Origin of the sequence: Mycolicibacterium lacusdiani (assembly GCF_021916785.1) — a bacterium.
GTDB lineage: Bacteria > Actinomycetota > Actinomycetes > Mycobacteriales > Mycobacteriaceae > Mycobacterium > Mycobacterium lacusdiani.
Genome location: NZ_JAKCFC010000011.1, coordinates 159,354 through 179,095 on the forward strand (window position 1 = coordinate 159,354; position 19,742 = coordinate 179,095).

The 19,742-nt window shown below is 68.3% G+C and carries 23 protein-coding genes and 2 pseudogenes; 10 read left to right on the plus strand and 15 right to left on the minus strand.

The window, feature by feature from the left end; all coding sequences use genetic code 11:
- Positions 1-17: 17 nt before the first annotated feature.
- Entirely contained in the window at positions 18-401 is a 384-nt protein-coding gene (locus tag LOK44_RS25795) for a MerR family transcriptional regulator (RefSeq protein ID WP_237572937.1), read from the minus strand.
- A 60-nt stretch (positions 402-461) separates the two neighbouring features.
- Between LOK44_RS25795 and LOK44_RS25800 the strand changes: the two are divergent.
- Positions 462-909, plus strand: a pseudogene (locus LOK44_RS25800) (PPOX class F420-dependent oxidoreductase).
- A 6-nt stretch (positions 910-915) separates the two neighbouring features.
- On the opposite strand, the gene LOK44_RS25805 reads toward LOK44_RS25800, so the two are convergent.
- The 3 genes from LOK44_RS25805 to LOK44_RS25815 form a co-directional block, all read right to left on the minus strand.
- Positions 916-1,575, minus strand: coding sequence for an SDR family oxidoreductase (locus LOK44_RS25805; RefSeq protein ID WP_237572938.1), 660 nt, complete (start codon positions 1,573-1,575; stop codon positions 916-918).
- Between the two features lie 133 nt (positions 1,576-1,708).
- Positions 1,709-2,146 (minus strand): SRPBCC family protein, encoded by a 438-nt coding sequence (locus LOK44_RS25810; protein WP_237572939.1) that lies wholly within the window; start codon positions 2,144-2,146, stop codon positions 1,709-1,711.
- Positions 2,143-2,475, minus strand: a complete 333-nt coding sequence (locus LOK44_RS25815; protein WP_237572940.1) for an ArsR/SmtB family transcription factor — start codon at positions 2,473-2,475, stop codon at positions 2,143-2,145. The genes LOK44_RS25810 and LOK44_RS25815 overlap by 4 nt, the downstream gene beginning before the upstream one ends.
- Positions 2,476-2,601: 126 nt before the next feature.
- Between LOK44_RS25815 and LOK44_RS25820 the strand changes: the two genes are divergently transcribed.
- The 3 genes from LOK44_RS25820 to LOK44_RS25825 all read left to right on the plus strand — a co-directional run bounded on the left by LOK44_RS25820 (position 2,602) and on the right by LOK44_RS25825 (position 4,602).
- Positions 2,602-3,378: a DUF899 domain-containing protein gene (locus LOK44_RS25820; RefSeq protein WP_237572941.1), complete on the plus strand. Its 777-nt coding sequence runs from the start codon at positions 2,602-2,604 to the stop codon at positions 3,376-3,378.
- Positions 3,365-3,499, plus strand: a complete 135-nt coding sequence (locus LOK44_RS29850; protein ID WP_283817923.1) for a hypothetical protein — start codon at positions 3,365-3,367, stop codon at positions 3,497-3,499. The genes LOK44_RS25820 and LOK44_RS29850 overlap by 14 nt, the downstream gene beginning before the upstream one ends.
- Before the next feature lie 233 nt (positions 3,500-3,732).
- Positions 3,733-4,602: an NmrA family NAD(P)-binding protein gene (locus LOK44_RS25825; RefSeq protein ID WP_237572942.1), complete on the plus strand. Its 870-nt coding sequence runs from the start codon at positions 3,733-3,735 to the stop codon at positions 4,600-4,602.
- A gap of 19 nt (positions 4,603-4,621) precedes the next feature.
- On the opposite strand, the gene LOK44_RS25830 is transcribed toward LOK44_RS25825, so the two are convergent.
- Together LOK44_RS25830 and LOK44_RS25835 are read right to left on the minus strand one after the other, a co-directional pair.
- Complete coding sequence (locus tag LOK44_RS25830) at positions 4,622-5,854, minus strand: cytochrome P450 family protein (protein ID WP_237572943.1); 1,233 nt, start codon at positions 5,852-5,854, stop codon at positions 4,622-4,624.
- Positions 5,851-6,447 carry a TetR/AcrR family transcriptional regulator gene (locus LOK44_RS25835; protein WP_237572944.1) on the minus strand — a complete coding sequence of 199 codons (597 nt, stop codon included), beginning with the start codon at positions 6,445-6,447 and terminating at the stop codon, positions 5,851-5,853. The genes LOK44_RS25830 and LOK44_RS25835 overlap by 4 nt, the downstream gene beginning before the upstream one ends.
- A gap of 229 nt (positions 6,448-6,676) precedes the next feature.
- Between LOK44_RS25835 and idi the strand changes: the two genes are divergently transcribed.
- The 4 genes and pseudogenes from idi (at position 6,677) to LOK44_RS25855 (ending at position 10,526) form a co-directional block, all read left to right on the plus strand.
- Positions 6,677-7,213: an isopentenyl-diphosphate Delta-isomerase gene (gene idi / locus LOK44_RS25840; RefSeq protein WP_237573009.1), complete on the plus strand. Its 537-nt coding sequence runs from the start codon at positions 6,677-6,679 to the stop codon at positions 7,211-7,213.
- A gap of 52 nt (positions 7,214-7,265) precedes the next feature.
- A pseudogene (locus LOK44_RS25845) lies at positions 7,266-8,095 on the plus strand (LLM class F420-dependent oxidoreductase).
- A gap of 145 nt (positions 8,096-8,240) precedes the next feature.
- Complete coding sequence (locus LOK44_RS25850) at positions 8,241-9,308, plus strand: GGDEF domain-containing protein (RefSeq protein WP_237572945.1); 1,068 nt, start codon at positions 8,241-8,243, stop codon at positions 9,306-9,308.
- Between the two features lie 105 nt (positions 9,309-9,413).
- A complete protein-coding gene (locus tag LOK44_RS25855; protein ID WP_237572946.1) occupies positions 9,414-10,526 on the plus strand; it encodes a GGDEF domain-containing protein in 1,113 nt (370 codons plus the stop codon).
- Positions 10,527-10,530: 4 nt separating this feature from the next.
- Here the strand turns inward: LOK44_RS25855 and LOK44_RS25860 are convergent, their stop codons facing one another.
- The 5 genes from LOK44_RS25860 to LOK44_RS25880 all read right to left on the minus strand — a co-directional run bounded on the left by LOK44_RS25860 (position 10,531) and on the right by LOK44_RS25880 (position 13,670).
- On the minus strand, positions 10,531-11,187 hold the full coding sequence (locus LOK44_RS25860) for an enoyl-CoA hydratase-related protein (protein WP_237572947.1): 657 nt from the start codon (positions 11,185-11,187) through the stop codon (positions 10,531-10,533).
- 33 nt (positions 11,188-11,220) lie between these two features.
- Positions 11,221-11,829, minus strand: a complete 609-nt coding sequence (locus tag LOK44_RS25865; protein WP_372481327.1) for a TetR/AcrR family transcriptional regulator — start codon at positions 11,827-11,829, stop codon at positions 11,221-11,223.
- A gap of 64 nt (positions 11,830-11,893) precedes the next feature.
- On the minus strand, positions 11,894-12,604 hold the full coding sequence (locus LOK44_RS25870; protein WP_237572949.1) for a 2OG-Fe(II) oxygenase: 711 nt from the start codon (positions 12,602-12,604) through the stop codon (positions 11,894-11,896).
- Positions 12,601-13,191 (minus strand): methylated-DNA--[protein]-cysteine S-methyltransferase, encoded by a 591-nt coding sequence (locus tag LOK44_RS25875; RefSeq protein ID WP_237572950.1) that lies wholly within the window; start codon positions 13,189-13,191, stop codon positions 12,601-12,603. The genes LOK44_RS25870 and LOK44_RS25875 overlap by 4 nt, the downstream gene beginning before the upstream one ends.
- Positions 13,188-13,670 (minus strand): RNA polymerase sigma factor, encoded by a 483-nt coding sequence (locus LOK44_RS25880; RefSeq protein WP_237572951.1) that lies wholly within the window; start codon positions 13,668-13,670, stop codon positions 13,188-13,190. Before LOK44_RS25880 ends, LOK44_RS25875 begins: the two co-directional genes overlap by 4 nt.
- 160 nt (positions 13,671-13,830) lie before the next feature.
- On the opposite strand from LOK44_RS25880, the gene LOK44_RS25885 reads away from it, so the two are divergent.
- The gene (locus tag LOK44_RS25885; protein WP_237572952.1) at positions 13,831-14,310 is read left to right on the plus strand and encodes a hypothetical protein; all 480 of its coding nucleotides are present in this window, start codon (positions 13,831-13,833) and stop codon (positions 14,308-14,310) included.
- Here LOK44_RS25885 and LOK44_RS25890 read toward each other — a convergent pair.
- From LOK44_RS25890 to LOK44_RS25905, 4 genes are all read right to left on the minus strand, one after another.
- Positions 14,307-15,278 carry a helix-turn-helix domain-containing protein gene (locus tag LOK44_RS25890; RefSeq protein ID WP_237572953.1) on the minus strand — a complete coding sequence of 324 codons (972 nt, stop codon included), beginning with the start codon at positions 15,276-15,278 and terminating at the stop codon, positions 14,307-14,309. The genes LOK44_RS25885 and LOK44_RS25890 overlap by 4 nt on opposite strands.
- A 210-nt stretch (positions 15,279-15,488) precedes the next feature.
- Complete coding sequence (locus LOK44_RS25895) at positions 15,489-16,490, minus strand: YihY/virulence factor BrkB family protein (protein WP_237572954.1); 1,002 nt, start codon at positions 16,488-16,490, stop codon at positions 15,489-15,491.
- Positions 16,491-16,597: 107 nt separating this feature from the next.
- Positions 16,598-17,548, minus strand: coding sequence for a DUF808 domain-containing protein (locus tag LOK44_RS25900; RefSeq protein ID WP_237572955.1), 951 nt, complete (start codon positions 17,546-17,548; stop codon positions 16,598-16,600).
- Between the two features lie 54 nt (positions 17,549-17,602).
- Positions 17,603-19,015 carry an NCS2 family permease gene (locus tag LOK44_RS25905; RefSeq protein WP_237572956.1) on the minus strand — a complete coding sequence of 471 codons (1,413 nt, stop codon included), beginning with the start codon at positions 19,013-19,015 and terminating at the stop codon, positions 17,603-17,605.
- A gap of 52 nt (positions 19,016-19,067) precedes the next feature.
- On the opposite strand from LOK44_RS25905, the gene LOK44_RS25910 reads away from it, so the two are divergent.
- Positions 19,068-19,739 (plus strand): hypothetical protein, encoded by a 672-nt coding sequence (locus tag LOK44_RS25910; protein ID WP_237572957.1) that lies wholly within the window; start codon positions 19,068-19,070, stop codon positions 19,737-19,739.
- Positions 19,740-19,742 lie beyond the last annotated feature (3 nt).

Consider the following 19,742-nt stretch of genomic DNA (forward strand, 5'->3'; position numbering starts at 1 on the left):
CCCCACGCGGACGACGGTCACACGGCAGCCCGGTGGATCCCGCACGTGCAGTCGTCGATCGATGGGCAGGTGCACGCCATGCCCCATTCGACGATCTCGCGCGCCCGGGCCAACTCGGCGATGCGCGCGTCGATGTCGGCGAGTTTCGACGCCGCGAGCGCCCTTGACGCCGGACGGCCGGGCGCGTCGTCGGCGAAGAGGATCTGAATCTCCTCCAGGGTGAAGCCCGCCGCCTTGCACAGCCGAATCACCTCGAGGCGCGCGAGTACGGCATCGTCGTATCGGCGTTGGCCACCGACCCTGGTCGGCGCCGGGAGCAAGCCGACCCGTTCGTAGTAGCGCAACGTGGTGGCGGCCACGCCCGCCGTACGGGCGACCTCGCCGATCGTCAACCCCGGCATGCCGCCTCCCCCCCCTCGGACACTTGACTTGGAGTCAACTCTAAGTCGTTCACTGGTGCGATGCATCCGACATCGCTCGAAGGACTACTCGACTCCCGCTATGCCCTGCTGCGGTCGTACCGCCGTGACGGCGCCCCGGTCGACACCCCCATCTGGTTCCAGCTCGACGGGCGGACGCTGGTGTTCCGCACCAAGGTGGGTCCCAAGACTGCGCGCATCACCCGCGATCCCCGGGTCGAATTGCGCGCGTGCGACCACCGGGGCCGTCCCGCAGACGGCTCGGCTGCGCTGACCGGCCGCGCGACCATCCTGGCCGGTGCGGCGGCGGACGACGCGAACCGTGCGCTGCGCCGTCGCTACGGCTTGGCAGTACAACGTGGTGCCGCTGCTCAAGATCCCCGGCGTACGCAACGTGCACCGCGGCCTGCCGCTGCGCGAGAAGCTGCGCAAGGCCCGCGACCGCGGGGTGTGGGGCGACAGCGTCATCGTGCGCGTCGACCTCGACTGACGGAGATCAGGCCGTCATCAGGTAGTCGGCGCCGCCGACGTAGACGATGCCGGACGGGTTGGGCCGGTTCGCGGCCCCGACGATCGCCGCGGGAATGAAGGTGCCGTCGACCATGTCGCCGGACACGACCGTGAAGCGGATGCCCGCGTGCTCGAACTCCGAACGCATTGCGTAGAGCGCGGTTTCGCCGGCGCGCTTGCTGGCGGCGACCGCCGAGTAGCCCTTCGGCACGGCCTTGTGCGGGAAGAAGTGTGCCTGGTGGCTGGTCACGTAGACGATGCGGCCGCCGACGGGCATCAACGGCATGGCCAACTGGACCAGACGCCGCTGGGCGTCGCGGTTGAGCCGCATGGCGTAGCCGGGCTCGGCACCCAATTCGAGGCCGCCCGAGGCGTTGAGGATCAGGGTGTCGAGGCGTCCGAAGCGGGCCGCGATCGCGTCGATCATCGCGGCGGCGTCGGTCTCGTCGGAGATGTCCGCGGCCAGGGTCGACGCGTGTCCACCGGCGGCGCGGATGGCGTCGACGATCGCGTTGGCGCGCTTGTCGCGTTCGCGGTAGTTGACCAGAACGTGGGTGTCGGGGTTCGCGAGCTGACGCGCCACCTCCGCGCCGATGCCTCGCGAGGCTCCGGTGACCAGGACGATTCGTGAAGGTTCGGTTCGCATGTGAGGTTCCTTCCGTCACTGCCGATGCCTACGGCCAGACCATCACCGTACGCCAAGTCTAAGAAAGTTAAGGCGAAGATAAGGTAACAGTAAGGTGGCGGCTCGGACGTCGTCCCCGGGGCCGGACCGGTGGTCACCGCCCCTGTAGAACCGCTCCGAGCTGGTCGAACGTGACCGTCCACCCGTTGTGGAAGTCGTCGAACTCGGTGGACGGAACCAGGGTGTGCTCGATCGACATGATCGTCTGGTCGTCGTCCGCCGGTGCGAAGGTCACCTCGACCACACTGGTCACCGTCGGGTCCGGCCAGTTCGAATTGCTCCACGTGAAGCGCAGCAGGCAGGGCCGGTCGATCTCGAGGAACCGACCGGTGATCAGCACCGTCCGATCGACGGCGTCGACGTCGAAGCGCACCACACCGCCGACGTACGGCTCCACGGTGAGCGCCACGATGCGATCGGGCCGCGGGCACATCCACTCGCGCAACGACTCGGGGTCCAGCCACTCGTCGAAGACGACGTCCGGCGGGGCGGGCATGATCCGTCGGACCCGTACCGTCGCCGTCTCGGTCATCGCTTGTCTCGTTTCCGGCGCAGGCGTTCGGATAGTGCGTCGGCGCGCGTCGACCAGAACTCCGTCTGGTCGTTCATCCACTGCTGCGCCATGGTCAGGCCTTCCGGCCGCAGGGACAGCCAGTGCTCGCGACCCCTGACCTCGCGTTGGACGAGTCCGGCGGACTCGAGCACGCCGACGTGACGCGAGACGCCGGCGAAGGTCATCGGTAGCGGCGCGGCGAGGTCGGTGATGCGTGCGTCGCCGTCGCGCAGCGTCTCCAGGAGTCGGCGGCGCGTGGGATCGGCGAGTGCGGCGTACGCCCGATCCAGGAGCTGATCTTCAACCACATTGTTGACTATAGCGGGCGGCCATGGTGTGCTGGGCGTGAAGTTCAACACATCCGTTGAACGATTTCAGGGGACCGGCGGCCACCGTCGGGAGAACCGTTGCAGCACAGACGAAGGGAGCAACCGATGCAGACGCCCGAGATCGCGTCGGCCGCCGAGTGGGACACCGCGCACCAGCGGATGCTGGTCAAGGAGAAGGAGATGACCAGGGCCCGCGACGCTCTGGCCGCCATGCGGCGACGCATGCCGTGGACGCCCGTGGACGGGGAGTACGCTTTCGAGGGCCCCAACGGCAGAGTCGGTCTCGTCGATCTGTTCGATGGCCGACGGCAGCTGATCGTCTATCGCGCCTTCGTCGAAGCGGGCGTGGAGGGTTGGCCCGGCCACGGTTGCGTGGGCTGCTCGCTCATGGCCGACCACGTCGGCAACCTCGCCCACCTCAATGCCCGCGACACCACGCTCGTCTACGTGTCGCGCGCCGACCAAGCCGACATCGAGCGGGTCAAGGCCAAGATGGGTTGGGACATCCCGTGGTACTCGCTCACCGACGACTTCGATGCCGACTTCGGTTGCGACCAGTGGCACGGCACCAACGCCTTCATCCGAACCGCTGGAGACGACGGCGACCAGGTGTACCGCACCTACTTCATCAACGACCGCGGTGACGAGGCATTCGTCAGCACCTGGACGTTCCTCGACATGACGGCACTGGGGCGGCAGGAGACCTGGGAGGACTCGCCGGACGGCTATCCGCAGACCGCGCCGTACGAATGGTGGTGCTGGCACGACGAATACGGGCAACGAGAGCCGTCGAGGTGGTTCGGCGATCCCGATCCCGACGATCCGCACGACCCGCGGCCCCCGCGTCGGACCGAGGGGAGCGACAGCCGTGTCTGTCACTGATCCCCGCCGGGTCGCCGGCCTCTACCGGGACACCAGGCAGCGGATCGGCGCCTTGCTCGACGAACGCGGCGACGCGACGTGGGGCGCGCCCGTCCTGACGCAGAACCCGAATCGCTGTTGATCACAACACGGTTCGAGGCACTGCGGTGGCGAACGGGACGGCGCAGTCACGCTCAGATCCTGGCGATGGATTGGTCGGTGGACCCCACCGCGATACTCGGGGAGTCGTGCCCGTTCGGCCCCGCCGCCACCGATCTCGCGGGGTGAGCTTCAGCCCCGCGACCACGTCCGGCCACAGTAGAATCGCGTTGGTCAACCCGGCCGAACGAGGTCACTGCTGCCCACGGAGATCGATTGTTGGTCGTAACGGGGCCCTCGGGGAACGTGGGCCAGCAACTCGTCGACGTCTTGGACCGCGACTACGACGGGCCTTGGCGCGTGGCATGTCGGCATCCGGAGCGATTCGCTGCAGGACGGGGAGTCGCCTTCGACTTCTTCGACCGTGCAACCTGGCCGGCAGCGCTGTCGGGTGTCGACGTGTTGTCCCTGCTCTTCCCGCTACCCGGGAACCGCGCGGCCCGCGAGGCGATCATCCCGTTCATCGAGGCAGCCGAGAAGGCGGGTTGCCGCCACGTCGTCTACGTCTCGGTGTTCGGAGCGGATCGAGCGCGCTTCATCCCGCACCACCACGTGGAACTGGCGCTGCGGGGTAGTTCGATGGCGTCCACCGTGTTGCGGTGCAGCTTCTTCATGCAGAATCTGCACCGCGCCATATCCACTCACGGCGACGACATCGTCGATCACGACGAACTATTCATCCCGGCAGGCCGCGGGAAGACGACCTTCATCGACGCCCGCGATGCGGCGGAGGTGGCGGCGCTCGCCGTGACGGACACCTCCGCGGATCACGCCGATCGGGTCTATCACCTGACGGGTCCGCGTCCCATTGCAATGAGTGAGGTCGCCGACGAACTATCGCGCGTCCTTGGCCGACGTATCCGCTACGCCAATCCAAGTCTGGTTCGCTTTGCACGTCGACTGAGGCAGCGTGAGGTGGGTTGGGACACCGTCGGATTCATGTGCGCGGTGTACACCCTGACGAAGTTGGGTTTCAACCAGCAGGTGACCGACGACGTAGCGCGGTTGCTGGGACGGCCGCCGCGTACGTTGTCCTCCTTTCTGGAGGACTCGGCATGGCGTTGGACGGACAGAGCGTGGACGTGACCGCCCCCCATCCGATGTCTCAAGACGTCAGGGTCACGGGAAGCGACGTCAGACCGCGCAGGATGAGCCCGCCACGCCAACGCAACCGCTCCGGAGGGACTGCGAGTCGGAGTCTCGGCGCCCGACGCAGGAGGGTGTTCATGGCCACCTGCGCTTCCAAGCGCGCGAGTGGAGCGCCCAGGCAGTAATGCGCGCCTTGACCGAATGACAGGTGACGGTTGTCCGATCGCGAGACGTCGAGTCTGTCGGGATGGGAGAACTGCGCGGCGTCGCGATTCGCGGATGCCAGGACCGCCAGGACCAGGTCGCCCCGCCGAATGATGGTGTCCGCGATGACGATGTCCTCGCGCGCATGGCGTTGCGTCGCCATCTCAGCGGGCACCACGAATCGAATCAGCTCTTCGACCGCCGCCCCCATCGAGTCGGGTTCGTCACGCACGAGGGCCATCTGACCGGGGTTCTGCAACAGGGCGAGCGTGCCACTGGCGATCAGGTTCACCGTGGTCTCGTGACCTGCGGTGAGTAGCAACACCACCATGGCGAGGACTTCGTCGTGGGTGAGCCGATCGTCGCAGTCGCGCGCCGTCACCAGGGCCGAGATCAGGTCATCGCGCGGATTGAGCGTCCGTTCGGCGATGAGGCGCCGCAGGTAGCGGAGGAACCCGAGTACCGATGGCAGCGCCGTCGCCGGGAACCGTCGATTCGGCGCACCGATCAACGCCTTCGACCACGTCGAGAACCGTGGAGCGTCCTCTTCGGGGACGCCGAGTATCCGGGCGATCAGCACCAGCGGAATCGGCAGTGCGTAGTCGGCGACGAGGTCGACCTCGCCCCGGCGCAGTGCCGAGTCGAGTAGTTCGTCGGCCAATGTCTCGGCCTGTCGGCGCATCCGCTCGATCCGTGCGGTTGTGAACGCCGAACGCACCAGTGCACGCATTCGCCGGTGGTCCAGACCATCGGCGTCGAGCAGTCCGCTTTGCAGCGGGGCGAGGACCCGCGGTGGTTTCCGAATGCGTTCGAACTCTTCAGAAGTCAGCGCGTTCGCCTTGTTCTTGACCAGGCGTTGGTCTTTCAAGACGTCCGCCACGTCGGTGTACCTCGTGATCAGCCATGGGCTACCGAAACGGCGGACGGACACCCGGACGACGGGTGCTTCGGCTCGCAGGCGCGCGTAATGGCGAAACGGATCCGCCTTGAACGAAGGCGCCGAGACGTCGAGCGGCCACAGCGCAGGACCGTCGACCGCGGTCATCGGGAGAAAGCCTCGTTGAAGGCGTCGAACGCCTTGTGGACGTATCTCCCCGGCGGGCGACGCGCACCGTCACGAGCCCAGTGCTCCAAACCCACGCGTACCGCGGTGATGCAGGAGCCGGCCATCAGGTCGCTGCGCATCCTGGTTCGGGTGCTGCCGCCGACTCGTAAGGCAATGGCATCCGCCAGTGCCGTCAGGAACGTCGAGAAGTGGGCGGTCTGGCGCGCGGCCAGCAGTGGGTGGCGAGCGTGCAATGTCATGTACCGGGGTAGGTCCTGGCCCTCACGATGTGCGCGGTCCGCGTCAGCGGCGAACATCGCCGACAGATCGGGCCAAGCGTCTGCTCCGCTCCCGCGTGCCGCGAACGCCGCCAGTTCCTCCGGATCGATCTCGAAGAGTTCGATCAATGCGGCGTCCTCCTTGGTGTCGAAGTAGTTGAAGAAGGTGCGCGTGGAAACACCTGCCAGCGAGGTTATTTCGCTCACTGATACGTCTGCGAGACCTCGCTCGAGCCCGAGTTCGAGAACTGCCTTGCGCAACGCCTGACGCGTCGCACGTTTGTTGCGGGCCTTGCCGTCCTCGTTCTCCACCATCACACCATGATTGCATCGAGTGCAAGTTGCATCAAGTGCAAATCAGATGCTGCATCGACTGTGCGCGCGTTAGCACGAAGTTTGAACCTCGGCCCGCGGGTCATCCAGTGTCCGTATGACGTGATGCTTACGATTTCCCGGCAAGCCGCGACCGTGCTCGTCTCGTCGACGATGATCGGTGGTGACTGGGTTTCGAGAGGGGAGTGGCGTGCCGGTGGGGCAGTCGTCGATGACGGGGGTCGAAGAAGTGGTGCTGCTCGCCGACGACGGGACGGTGATCGGCCGCACGGCCAAGGACCGAGTTCACGGCACGGACACGCCACTGCATCTCGCGTTCTCCTGCTACCTCTTCGACACCCGTGGCAACGTGCTCGTCACACGACGTGCACTGGACAAGCGCACGTGGCCGGGAGTGTGGACGAATTCGTTCTGCGGTCACCCGGCACCCGGCGAGGACATGGCCGAAGCGGTGCTGCGCCGCGGCGGCCAGGAACTCGGTGTCGCCATGCGGGACCTGCGGTGCGTGCTGCCCGACTTCCGTTACCGCGCTGTCGATTTAAGCGGCACGGTGGAGAACGAAGTGTGTCCGGTGTACTGCGCGGTCACCGACGACGACGTCCTGCCCGATCCCGACGAGGTCGCCGAGTACCGCTGGGTCTCGTGGCCCGAGTTGCGCAGTGCGGCGAACGTTCCGTGGACCATCAGCCCGTGGGCGAGCACTCAGATCCCGCTACTCGAGGCAGCCGGGGTAGCGCGCGGGGACTAGCTCCGGCCGTGCGGGTGTTGCTCGTCGTGACCACCACAGACGGAGGACCCACATGAAGTTCGGCATATCCACATTCGTCACCGACGACGGCATCGACCCGGTGTCACTGGCTCGGGCCATCGAAGAGCCGGCTTCGCGTCCCTGGTGATCGCCGAGCACACCCACATTCCGGCGAGCCGCGAGTCGGCCTATCCCGGCGGCGGCGAGCTGCCGTCGATCTACTACAGGACGCTCGACCCGTTCGTGACGCTCGCCGCAGCGGCAGCGGTGACCTCAACCATCGAGCTGTTCACCGGCATCGCCCTGCTGATCCAGCGTGACCCGATCACCACGGCGAAGGAAGCCGCCAGCATCGACCTCATCTCGGGTGGCCGGTTCGTGTTCGGCGTGGGCGCGGGCTGGAACCTGGAGGAACTACGCAATCACGGAACCGACCCCAAGACGCGTGGCGCACTGCTCGACGAGCGCATCGAGGCGATCAAGGCCCTCTGGACGAACGAACCCGCCGAATACCACGGCAGATTCGTCGACTTCGATCCGTCCTTCCTCCGGCCGAAGCCCGTCCGTCGACCGCACCCACCCATCTACATCGGAGGTGACTCCGACGCGACGGTGAAGCGCGTCGTCCGCCACGAGGCCGGCTGGATCTCCAATCCCCTGCCCGTGGACAGGCTGTCCGCCCGCATCGATCAGATGCGCGTGGGGGCCGGGCACGACGTCCCGCTGGCGATGTTCGGTGCACCGGTCGAGCACGACTACTGGCGTGCGACCGAGGAACTCGGCTTCGACCAGTTGGCCCTCATCCTGCCCACCAAGCCGCTCGACGAGTCGCTGCGACTGCTCGACGACTACGCCGAGAAGGTGCAGCGCTACCGCGGGTAGACGTTGATTTCGCCACGCGCACCGGACGGGCCGCTGTAGGCTTGATAGCGGTTTGCCAGTGCTTTCGGCGCATCTGTGAATCCGCTTACGAAGATCGAGCCCGGGGGGGATCCTGACGACGGCCGCGTCATCCGGTAAGCGGTCTATGCGCGCCAATTACTACGAGTGGATCAGCGATTACCTGGCCGCGCGCCGGATGTCCGGCGCCGTCCGCCTGATGATGGCATTCATCGCGGCGTCGTTCGCCCTGTGTCTCCTCGCGCTGCTGCACAGTCCCGACAGTCCGCGGGGCGGCGTGGCGGTCACGATGATGTGGACGGCACTCGGGGTGGGCGTCGCGAGTGCAGTGCTGTGGGCATGGCGCTGGCCCTCGCGATGGCAGTCGCTGACCTTCGCAGTTGCGACCAATGCGTCGGTCGCGCTGGCGTGTCTGTCGTTTCCGGATCCCCAGGGCGCGCTCACCGGGTGCATCGCGTTCGCGACCACCGGCGCCTTCATCGCGTTCTTCCACTCGACCGCTCTGGTGCTCTACAACTTCGCCGTCGCCGCGACGGTCGCCGTCATCGCCGCCGTACGGGTTGCCGACTCGGGCCACCTCGCGATCGCGGCCGTCGACCTGTTTCTCGTCGCGCAGATCAACATCGCCATGCCGGTGGCCATCCACGTGCTGATGCGCGCTCTCGGCGGCGACCTCGAGCAGGCGGACCAGGACCCGCTGACCGGCCTGCTCAACCGGCGCTCGTTCCAGCTGCACACCCTGAAGATGCTCAAGGCCGATTCGGCGGCCTCGGGGTGCTACCTGGTGGTCGCAATGGTCGATCTCGACGACTTCAAGCGCATCAACGACACCCGCGGCCATCAGGCGGGCGACGACGCACTCGTCGCCGTCGGCAGAGCGCTGAGCACGGCGTTCCTCGACGCGACCGCGGTGATCGCCCGAACCGGCGGCGAGGAGTTCAACGTCGCGGTGGTGAGCGAAGTGGCCGACGCGGAGCCGATCGCGAGCCAGGTCTGCCAGGCGATCGCCGGCCTGCCAGAGGGGGTGACGGCCAGTGTCGGTACCGCGTGCGCGGAGATCGAATCGCTGCCCGGCGACGGCACCCGGCTCCGGATGAGTCTGAACCGCCTCGTCGCGGCAGCCGACGAAGCGATGTACTCGGCAAAACGGGCGGGCGGCAACAGGTATCACCACTTCGACGATCAGTTGCTGTAGGACATGCACGGGCGTCCGAAGCTCCTGCCACCGGACGGCGCCTTGTACCGTCGTGGTGGTGTGTTGCGGTTCGACGGGCTCTGCGTGCGTCCGGGGCGGTGTCGGATGACGGCGCGGAGCGTCTGGCGGCGCGACGGTGACCATTACTACTGGCTGACGGCATTCCTGGCGGCCCGCGACCTTCGGGAGCGCACCTGCCGCACGGTCGCCGCGTGCATCCTCGGACTGGGATCCATCGGCCCCATCCTGTCCATCGGGATGCTCGGGCCCCAGAGCGTGGGCGGCGTCGTCGCCGAGGTCGTCGTGGTGTGCTGTTGCGTCGCGATGTCGCTGCTGTGGCTGCGGCCGGGCTGGCCGAGCCGGCGCGCATCGCAGGCCTGCGTGGTCGCCGGCACCGTGTGCATCGCGATCTCGTGCGTGATCGTGCCGTCGCATTCGCTCGGGATCCTGGGGGCGACGTCGTATGCCGCGCTGGGCGCGTTCGTCGCGGTGTTCCACTCCCTGCGGCTGCTGGCGTTCACGTGGACCGTCGGGGCGGCCGTCACGGTGTACCTCGCGGTGCGGCTGGCCGAAGTCGACGTGTCGATGGCCGTGGCGACGGCGCTGCTGATCGCGCTGGTGAACGTCTTCGCGGTGTTCGCCAGTCGGATGGGCGTTCGGCTGCTCGCGCATGACGCCGCGCACGGTGACCTCGAGCCGGTCACCGGCCTGCTGAACCGCGACGGTTTCTACGAGCAGGTCGCCGGTCTCATCGGAGCCCGGAGTCGCGACGACGACCGGCGTCTCGTCGTGCTGGTGGTCAACCTCGACGGCTACTCGCTGCTAGCCGGTGTGCGTGGTCCCGCCGGGGTGGACAGTGCCCGGGTCGCGATCGCCCGCAGCCTGCGCGAGACCGCGCGTCGCGATGCCGTCATCGCCCACACCGGGGACGCCGAGTTCTGGATCGCCGACCTGTTCACCATCGCCGACCCCAACCCGCTCGCCGAACGCGTCCGCGGCGCGATCGCCAGTTCACCACCCGCGCTGACCGCCAGCGTGGGTGTGGTGTGCACGCCGCTGGTGCCGTTGGCCGCCGCTCCCGCGTACGACGCCGTCGAGGAGCTGCTCACCATCGCCGTCACCGCGATGTTCGAGGCACGTGGAGCCGGTGGCAATCAGACGCGCGCCGCCATCGATCCGGCGCTCAGCGTGCTGAGGAGCCCGGCCCGCGACGACTGAGGGGTTACTGCTCGACGCGCAGCGCGTCGATGACCGCCCCGTACATGGTGGTCTTGATCGCACCGAGCGTGCCGGGGTTCTTCCCGAGGATCGGCTGCACTCGGTCGACGGCAGCGCCGACGAGGCCGGTCTCGGGCGCGGCGCCGTCGACGATCCCGGCGGCGTGGGCTTCCTCGCCGCCGTAGCGGTGGCCGGTCGTCATGGCGGTGACAGCGGTCTGCGGTAGCAACTTGGCCTGGATGAGGGCGGCCATCCCAGGGGTGAACGGGATGTTGATGTCCACCTCGGGGAAGCAGAAGTAGCCGCGGTCGTTGCGCATGAACCGGTAGTCGTGGGCCACAGCGAGCATCGACCCCGCGCCGAAGGCATGGCCGTTGATGGCAGCGACCGTGGGCAGCGGGAACGTCAGGATGCGGGAGAACAAGGCCTGCACCCGGCCGACGTACCACTGCAGTCGGTCGCCATGGGCGCCGAGCCACTCGAGGTCGAGGCCGTTGGAGTAGAACTTGCCGACGCCGGTGGTGATCAGGGCCTGCGCGTTGGCCACGACGTCGTCCAGCTGCGCGTCGAGGGCGTCGAGCCAGTCGGGGGAGAAGCGGTTCTCGTCGTCGCCGAGGGTCAGCACGGCGATCGTGTCCTGATACTGCAGGGTCGCGGTCATGTCGGTTCCTTCTGAGGTCGTGATCGGTCCGATCTAGCGGGTGGACGGCGGAATGGTCAGTACGGCGCGGACCGCCGCGGCGAGCCGGTCGCGTGCGGCGCCGTCTCCGACGCGGTTGCCCCGCAGCAGCAGTGCGGTGGGCAGGTCGACGACGCAGTCGCGGACGAGTGCCAGCGCCCGCTTGTCCTTGCGGTCCCAGAGACTGAGCGCCAACCGGACGAAGATCGCACCAAGCGCGTCGTCGAGCCTGCGTAGCTCGTCGGCGACGTCGGCAGGCACGTCGCCCGACCGAAGGAGTTCCTCACGCCGGACGGTGAGCAGAAACCGCGCGGAGGTCGGGTTCTGATCGAACAGCGATGCGGGGCACAGCGCTGCGGCCACGACGGCCTCCGTGGCGTTTCCGTCGGTGCCGTCTCCGCCGGCCAGCACCTGCTCCACGGCGGTGCGTTGGAGTTCGAGGAATCGCTCCGCCGCCCGCATCCACGCACGGCCAAGCAGGCCCGCCCGCGTCCCGAAGGCGTGATAGAGCGCGCCGTTCGACACCGAGGTCGCGTCCGATAGCGCGCGGATCGTCACGGCTGCAGGCCCTTCGGCGACCGCCAGTCGTTCCGCGACGTCGAGCACGTGCTCGAGGTCGTGCACCCTGGGGCGAGGCATCGCGCTACAATAACAGAGCGAATGCTCTGGAATACGGCCCCCCGGTGGGTCAGGCGGCGTCGTGGAACACCAGCCCTAGCGTCAACCGCAGGCCGGAGCGGACCGTCGACACGCCGTGGCGCACCGGGGCTGCCGACCACCCGCGGCTGGACCGCACCGGCCGCTCACGGGTCGTGAATACGAAGCCGTGGCCCTGGGGAATCGTGAACGACGATCCGCGTGACTGCGCGCGGGGGCGTTGCTCGAGGAGCAGGAACTCTCCGCCGGTGTGGTCGACGCCCGGTTCGCTCAGGTTGATCACCACCTGCAGCGGAAAGAGCAAGTCTCCGTACAGATCTCGGTGGAGGGCGTTCCAGTCCCCCGGACCGTACTTCAGCAGGATCGCCGTCGACTTCGTCTGCCCGGCAGCGTGGCAGGCGGCCAGCCAGTCGTCGAGGTGATCTGGCCACGGCGAGGGACGCCCCAGCCTGGTCCACCAGTCCCTGGCGATGGGCAGCAGGCGCGGATAGAGCGCCTGCTTGAGCCGCTCGACCGGCTCCGGGTAGGGCGTGGCGAAATACCTGTACTCGCCCGAGCCGAACCGGTAGCGCGCCATGTCGACGGTGCTGCGGAACCGGTCGCGGTCGTACTCGGCGCGCAGCTCGGCGGCCTCGGACGGCGTCAGCAGCGGCGGCAGCAGGGCTCCGCCGTGGTCGTCGACGTCGGCCGTGATCGCGTGCCAATCGGCGTCGGCGACCCGGTGCGCCCACACGTCGGTCATGCCGCCCGCTCCAGCGTCAGCAGCGTGGTCTTGGCGTCCGGACCGCCGACGTAGCCGCCGAGGCTGCCGTCGCTGCGCAGCACGCGATGGCACGGGACGACGACCGGCAGCGGGTTGGTGGCGCATGCGCTGCCCACGGCGCGGACCGCCTTCGGATTCCCGACTGCCGCGGCGACCTCGCCGTACGTGGCGGTGTGGCCGTACGCGATGTCGGGCAGCCAGCCCTGCACGGTTCTGCGGAATCCCGCCGACAGAGCGTGATCGAGGCGTAGGTCGAACGCCCGTCGGTGCCCCGCGAAGTACTCGTCGAGCTGGCGGGCGGCGTCATCGAGCCGCGCCGAGTCGCGCAGGATCCGGGGGCTCAGTCGCTCGGCGAGGGTGCCGAGCACCGCGTCGAAGTCCTCGCGCTCGTAGGCAACCCGCACCAGCCCGGCATCGGTCGCTGCCAGCAGCAGGGCGCCCACCGGCGTGTCGAGGGTGCGGTAGCAGACGTCGAGCAGTCCGTCGCGTCGAGCAACCTCGACCAGCCGGTCGTGCAGGGTGTCGAGTGTCCGGGGGTCGATGGGGAACAGTTCGGTGTCGTTCATGGCGTGTCCTTCGAGGGGTCGGCGAGTGCGCTTCGCAGCGCCTTGATGCCGTCGGCGGCGGCGCGGCGAACCGCGGCGGGCGTGCTGCCCGTCAGCTCGGCGGTCTCGGCGTGGGGCAGCCCGCCGAGGTAGTGGTAGGCGACGGCAAGGCGTTGTCGCTCAGGCAGTTTCGCGACGACGTGCCACACCTCGGCGTCGGCGGCGTGAGTGGACTCGGGGTCGGGGACTGCCGCGCTGGGTACGGCGTGGCGCGCCCGAGCGCGGATGACGTCGACCGCCTTGCGCTGCGCGACCCGAACCAGCCACGCCTCGACGTTGGTGTCGTCGGCGAGGTCGGGCCATCTGCGCAGTGCAGAGAGGAACGTCTCGGAGTAGGCGTCCTCGGCGTCGGGGCCTGGTCCGAGCACCGCGGTGCACACCCGCAGCACGGTCGGCCCGTGGTCTGCCATCGCCCGCTCGAACGGAATCTTCGTCGTCATCACCCCGTAGACGCACCGCCCGCCCCGAACGTGAGGTGGACGGCGTCAGGATATGCGCGCGACGCCGGGCGGCCGGGTGTGTGCACCGGAGGAAACGAATGCATCGCGGTTCGGTATCAACGCTCGCGTAACCGGAGCGTCCGTGGTCTGGTGGACGGTGATGTCTCGATTCCGAATTCCCATGGCCGCCGCGGCGGGTCTGACCCTTCTTGCGCTCGGCGTGCCGTCTGCGGCCGCGGCGCCGGACTTCGACGATCAGGGCTACCTCGATTCGACGGCTCGGTGCAGTTCGACGAACACCGCGGTCGAGTTCGGCAGTACCGAGGCGTCGCGCGTGGCGATATGTCAGGGCCCTGACGGCGACTACCAGTACAGGGGCGTGCGGGTGCGCGACGGCGCGAGGCTGATCCTGTCCGCCGAGCAGACCGACAGCGGTGCGTTCGTCGCGGAGAACGACGGCATCGAGTACACCGTGGCCGCGAAGTCGTTGATCATCAGCGTGGGCGAGAAGGTCATCCGCGAGGAACCGTGGGTCGACTTCCACAGCCCGAACAGCGCCACCACCACCACGCCGTCGACGTCGCCCACCAAGACCGCACCGCTGCCCCCACCGTTGCCCGCAGAAGAGGGCGGCGGCTAGGCCGAGCGCTCGGCGAAGCAGGTGCGGTAGTCGCTCGGCGTCGTCTGCACGCTGCGTCCGAAGTGGTGGCGGTAGGTGACGGGTGACTCGAACCCCACCCGCGTGGCGATCTGCTCGATTGACAGCGACGACGACTCCAACAGCGCCAGGCTGGCTTGAATGCGTTGTTCGATGAGCCACTTGATCGGCGTGGTGCCGGTGGCACTGGCGAACTGGCGCAGATAGGTCCGCCTCGACATCGACGAGCGGGCGGCCATCTCGTCGAGGCTGATCGCGCGGTCCAGGTGTTCCAGCGCCCACTCCATGCTCGCCGCGATGCGGCCGTCCGTCGTCGGCTCCGGCACCGGACTGTCGACGAACTGGGCCTGACCGCCGGCCCGGTGCGGCGCGACCACCAGGCGCCGCGCCACGTCATTGGCCACCTTCGCGCCGTGGTCGGATCGCACCAGGTGCAGGCAAAGGTCAAGCCCCGCAGCGCATCCCGCGCTGGTGAGCACCGATCCCTCGTCGACGTAGAGCGGTGCGGGGTCGACAGTCACCAGGGGGTGACGCGTCCTGAGCAGCTCGGCGTAGATCCAGTGGGTGGTGGCCGAGCGGCCGTCGAGGACGCCCGCGGCGGCGAGTGCGAACGCGCCGGAGCAGATCGACACCAGCCGTGCGCCGCGGTCGTGCGCCGTGCGGATCGCCTCGAGCAGCTCGGGTGTGGGCGGCACGTGCACGTCGCGGACGCTCGGGATGATGACGGTGTCGGCGGCCGCGAGGTCCGACAGTCCGTACGGAGTCCTCAGCGTCGCGCCGCCGATCATCCCGATCTCGGGCGTCTCGGCGCACAGTCGCACCGTGTACCAGGGGCGCGCGATGCCTGCCGAGAACGACTCGGACAGCTCGGTCATGCCGAAGATCTCCGCGGCGAGGCCGGATTCGAAACCCGACATTTGGTCGTAGGCGAGGATCGACACCGTGTGCATGGCGCTATCTTAGCGATACCCGGCACTAGGGCCACTCGTCGTGGCGATCCCGCGAGGCAAGGCTGAAGTCATGCTCTACGAAACTCGCCTGAAGTCATTGCGCCGCAACGTCGCACTTCGAACGGTGGTTCGCTTCGCCGCCGGCGTCCACGCCGCGAACGGGGTGGCGCACGGCGTCCCGCCCACGCCGGGCTCGCCGGCGCGCGCCGGTCACTTCGTCGGGTCGGCCGGCTCGGCGTCGGGCTGCACGGCGTCATCGCGCAGCGGATCGAAGCGCACGCTGACACGCTGAAAACCCTTGACCCGCTCGGCTTTTGCCTTGCGCGCGTAGGTCTTTCGGTCGGCGGGGGTGAGGTCGACGTGATCGGTGAACGGGGTGAGCAGCGCGCGCGGATGCAGCCGATCGACCTTCACCACGTTGATCTCCGCGCACATGACGAGGCTGATCGAGACCAGGAAGAGGAACGCCAGCAGCCCGAGCACCAGGGCGAAGACACTGTTGGTGGCGCTGGCGTTCTTGGTGACGTGCGAGACGTACGTCGCGCCGAACGACTGCAGCAGCTGCCAGATGACCGCGGCCGTCAGCGCCCCGGGCAGCACCTGGCGGTACGTCAGGTGACGGGCGGTGGTCACGCGGAACGCGATCAGGCAGATGACGGCGTTGATCGCGATCGCGGCCAGGATGATGACGGCCTTGCCGAACCACCCCAGTGACTCCGTCGCGCGGCCGACCGCGGACAGTCCCGTGGCCGTGAAGGCGGCCGTGCCGAGGACGACGAGCAGCAACAGGCTGCGCAGCCGCGACCGGATCGGGTCGCGCCGGTTGTTGCGCGGCACCGCCCACACCGTGTCCATGGCGTTCTGTACGGCCTGCCCGACGCCGAGGCCGCCGTAGACCGCACCGGCGATGCCCACGACGACGGCGACCGTGCCGCCGCTGAGCTGCTCGGGGCGTTCCAGCTGACTGCCGATGACGGGGAACTGTGTCAGCGCCGTCTGCAGGACCTGCTGCTGCAGGTCGGGATGGCCGGCGAGGACGACGCCGAGGGCGGTCGTCAGCAGCAGGAGCAGGGGGAACAGCGAGACGAACGCGTAGTAGGTGATGAGTGCGGCGAGGTACCCGCCCTGATCGTCGACGTACTTGTAGACGACTCCGACGGCGAAGCCGATGCCGCGGTGCCGCCGCTGCAGCCTGTCGAGCCACTCCACCACGTCCGGCGCTCCACTTCCGAGGTGCCTCGATTGGCGGAACCGCTCAATCGCGCCCGAAGTACCCCGCATCGGGCTCGCTCAACCGCGAGGTGCTCCCGGCGATGTGGCTAGTGCTTGGCCTTCTTGCCGAACGGCAGCACGTGCACGATCGCCACGACGACCGCGCCGACGACCAGGCCGATGACGGCCGAGACCCCGGTGTTGAGCAGCCACGCCAGCACGCCACCGGCGCCTTCGACGGCGTGGTGGACGCCTTCCTCCCAGTGGTGGACCGTGCCGTACGGCCAGTGCCAGCCCAGCTTGTCGGATTGCAGCAGCAAGATGTGGCCGCCCACCCAGAGCATCGCGACGGTGCCGATCGCCGACAGCGCCGCCAGCACCTTCGGCATGCCGGTGACCAGGCCGCGGCCGAACTTCTGCGCGAACGCCGACGACCGCTGCGCCAGGTGCAGCCCGACGTCGTCCATCTTGACGATCACGGCCACCACGCCGTACACGGCGGCGGTGATGACGATGGCCACGACGATGAGGATGACCAAACGCGACCAGAACGCCTGATCGGCGACTTCGTCGAGCGCGATCACCATGATCTCGGCGGACAGGATGAAGTCGGTGCGGATCGCGCCCGCCGTCATGGTCTTCTCGGCGTCCTCGCCGGCGACGGCTGCGGGCGCGGCATGCGCGTCGTGGCCGTGTTTTCCGGGGAAGATCCGTGCCACTACCTTCTCCGCGCCCTCGAAGCACAGGTAGGTGGCGCCGACCATCAGTATCACCGGCAGCAGCCATGGCGCGAACTGACTCAGCAGCAACGCCGCGGGCAGGATGAAGAGCAGCTTGTTGCGCAGCGAGCCGATCGCGATGCGCCTGATCATCGGCAGCTCGCGGTCGGCGGTGATGCCCGAGACGTACTGCGGCGTGACCGCGGTGTCGTCGATCACCACGCCGGCCGCCTTGGCGGTCGCCCGCCCCGCCGCGGCCCCGATGTCGTCGACCGAGGCCGCCGCAAGCCGGGCCAACGCGGCGACGTCGTCGAGAAGCCCGAACAGACCCGCACTCATGGCCGGAAGGCTACCCGCACAACTCGTTCCCAGACGTGCGGGAAGGTGTCGATCTCACATTCCGATGAGGGATTCGATCCACCCGCGCGCGAAGTAGACGACGAAGCCCGCCGTCACGATCCACAGCAGCGGGCTGATCTCGCGGGCCTTGCCCGTCGCCGACCGCGTGACGACCCACGCGATGAAGCCGATGCCGATGCCGTTGGCGATCGAGTAGGTGAACGGCATCGCCGCCACCGTGAGGATGACGGGCAGGGCGACGGAGAAGTCGGAGACGTCGATGTGTCTCAGCTGCGACACCATCATCACGCCGACGACCACCAGCGCAGCCGCGGCGACCTCGGTCGGCACGATCGACGCCAGGGGCGAGATGAACATCGCGGCAAGGAAGAGCACGCCGGTGACGAGGTTCGCCAGGCCCGTCCGGGCGCCCTCCTCGATGCCCGCGCCCGATTCGATGAACACCGTGTTCGACGACGCGGACGTCGCGCCGCCCACGGCCGCGCCCGCACCCTCGACGATCAGCGACGCCTTGAGCCGCGGGAAGTTGCCCTGCTCGTCGGAGAGGTTCGCCTCACGGGACAGACCGGTGAGCGTTCCCATCGCGTCGAAGAAGTTTGCGAACACCAGCGTGAAGACCAGCATGACGGCGGCGAGGATGCCGATGCGGCTGAAGCTCGACAGGCTGAACTCGCCAACCAGGGAGAGGTCGGGCATGGCGAAGGGCGAGCCCGTCAGTGTGGGCACCGACAGGCTCCACCCGCCGGGCTTGTCGACGGCCGAGCCCAAGTGCCAGATCGCCTCGATCACGACCGCGACGATCGTGCCGGTGACGAGGCCGATCAGGATGCCTCCGCGCACCCGGCGCACCACCAGCACGCCCGTGATCAGCAGGGTGAAGACGAAGACGAGCACCGGAACGGTCGTGATGGACCCGACGCCACCCGTGCCGAGGCCCACGGGCGGCGACGGGCTGCCGGTGGATCCCACGAAGCCCGCGTCGACCAGGCCGATGAACAGGATGAACAGGCCGATGCCCGCGGTGATCGCGAGCTTGAGCGCCATGGGCACCGCGTCGAAGACCAGGCGCCGCAGGCCCGTCGCGGCCAGCACCACGATGATCAGGCCGTTGATCACGACCAGGCCCATCGCCTCGGGCCAGGTGACACTGCCGACCACCGTCGTGGCGAGGAATGAGTTGATGCCCAGGCCCGCCGCGAACGCGAACGGCAGCCGGGCGATCAGGCCGAACAGGATCGTCATGACGCCTGCGGCCAGCGACGTCGTGGCCGAGACCTGCGCGAAGTCGAGCGTGTTGCCTTCGACGTCCTCGGAGCTGGACAGGATGATCGGGTTCAGCACGATGATGTAGGCCATCGCGATGAACGTGACGAGGCCACCGCGGATCTCGGTGCCGAACGTCGACTCCCGGGCGGTGATCTCGAAGTAGCGGTCCAGACGATTCATGCGTCGACCCTAAGTTCGCGGAGGCGATCGTGGGCGGTGGCATGCTGGAAGCGTGGGCATTCTGTTCCGGTTGGCCGAGCTGCTGCTCATCCTCGTGCCGCTGGCAGGAGCGCTCTATGCCGGCTGGCGGACGTTCCGGCGCGTCGGTGGCCCGCGGGACGAGGTGCCGGGCGACGACGCCCCTGCCGCGCGACCGCTGCCCGACTCCGACGCCGGTCGCGACCGGACCGTCCTGTGGCGAACCATCGTCCGCACCGTCGAGGAGCACGACCGCATCGACGCGCGATGGCTCGACTACGAACTCGATGCGGCCAAGCTGCTGGACTTCCCGTTGATGACCGACGTCGGGGACCCGAAGGTGATGGCCTTCCACAAGGCCAAGCTGCGTGCCGATCTGCTGCGGCCTGCGCGGGCGGAGGACCTGCTCGACGACCGTCAGTCCGCTGCGGAGTACCTGAGCGCCGTCGAGGACTACGTGACGGCCTTCAATGCCGCCGAAGCCGAGGCGCAACGGTTGCGCCGCAGCGACTTCTCACGCGAAGCGCAGCAGCGGATGTCGCGCGCGCAGAACCTGTTGCGGGTGGCAGCGGATTCGTCTGCGACGCCACGTGAACGCGCGCAGTCGCTCGAACTCGCCGACCGCGAACTCCAGGGTCTGGTCGTGCTGCCGCAGGCCACGCGACTCGGCATCGAGCGCGGCATCGCGGGCGAACTCGGCCGCTAGCGA

Bases quoted from the DNA above. Each gene is read 5' to 3' on its own strand.
- LOK44_RS25795 (WP_237572937.1), bottom strand. From the start codon at position 401: ATGCCGGGGTTGACGATCGGCGAGGTCGCCCGTACGGCGGGCGTGGCC.
- LOK44_RS25805 (WP_237572938.1), bottom strand. From the start codon at position 1,575: ATGCGAACCGAACCTTCACGAATCGTCCTGGTCACCGGAGCCTCGCGA.
- LOK44_RS25810 (WP_237572939.1), bottom strand. From the start codon at position 2,146: ATGACCGAGACGGCGACGGTACGGGTCCGACGGATCATGCCCGCCCCG.
- LOK44_RS25820 (WP_237572941.1), top strand. From the start codon at position 2,602: ATGCAGACGCCCGAGATCGCGTCGGCCGCCGAGTGGGACACCGCGCAC.
- LOK44_RS25830 (WP_237572943.1), bottom strand. From the start codon at position 5,854: ATGACCGCGGTCGACGGTCCTGCGCTGTGGCCGCTCGACGTCTCGGCG.
- LOK44_RS25835 (WP_237572944.1), bottom strand. From the start codon at position 6,447: ATGGTGGAGAACGAGGACGGCAAGGCCCGCAACAAACGTGCGACGCGT.
- idi (WP_237573009.1), top strand. From the start codon at position 6,677: ATGACGGGGGTCGAAGAAGTGGTGCTGCTCGCCGACGACGGGACGGTG.
- LOK44_RS25850 (WP_237572945.1), top strand. From the start codon at position 8,241: ATGCGCGCCAATTACTACGAGTGGATCAGCGATTACCTGGCCGCGCGC.
- LOK44_RS25855 (WP_237572946.1), top strand. From the start codon at position 9,414: ATGACGGCGCGGAGCGTCTGGCGGCGCGACGGTGACCATTACTACTGG.
- LOK44_RS25860 (WP_237572947.1), bottom strand. From the start codon at position 11,187: ATGACCGCGACCCTGCAGTATCAGGACACGATCGCCGTGCTGACCCTC.
- LOK44_RS25870 (WP_237572949.1), bottom strand. From the start codon at position 12,604: ATGACCGACGTGTGGGCGCACCGGGTCGCCGACGCCGATTGGCACGCG.
- LOK44_RS25875 (WP_237572950.1), bottom strand. From the start codon at position 13,191: ATGAACGACACCGAACTGTTCCCCATCGACCCCCGGACACTCGACACC.
- LOK44_RS25880 (WP_237572951.1), bottom strand. From the start codon at position 13,670: ATGACGACGAAGATTCCGTTCGAGCGGGCGATGGCAGACCACGGGCCG.
- LOK44_RS25885 (WP_237572952.1), top strand. From the start codon at position 13,831: ATGTCTCGATTCCGAATTCCCATGGCCGCCGCGGCGGGTCTGACCCTT.
- LOK44_RS25890 (WP_237572953.1), bottom strand. From the start codon at position 15,278: ATGCACACGGTGTCGATCCTCGCCTACGACCAAATGTCGGGTTTCGAA.
- LOK44_RS25900 (WP_237572955.1), bottom strand. From the start codon at position 17,548: ATGAGTGCGGGTCTGTTCGGGCTTCTCGACGACGTCGCCGCGTTGGCC.
- LOK44_RS25905 (WP_237572956.1), bottom strand. From the start codon at position 19,015: ATGAATCGTCTGGACCGCTACTTCGAGATCACCGCCCGGGAGTCGACG.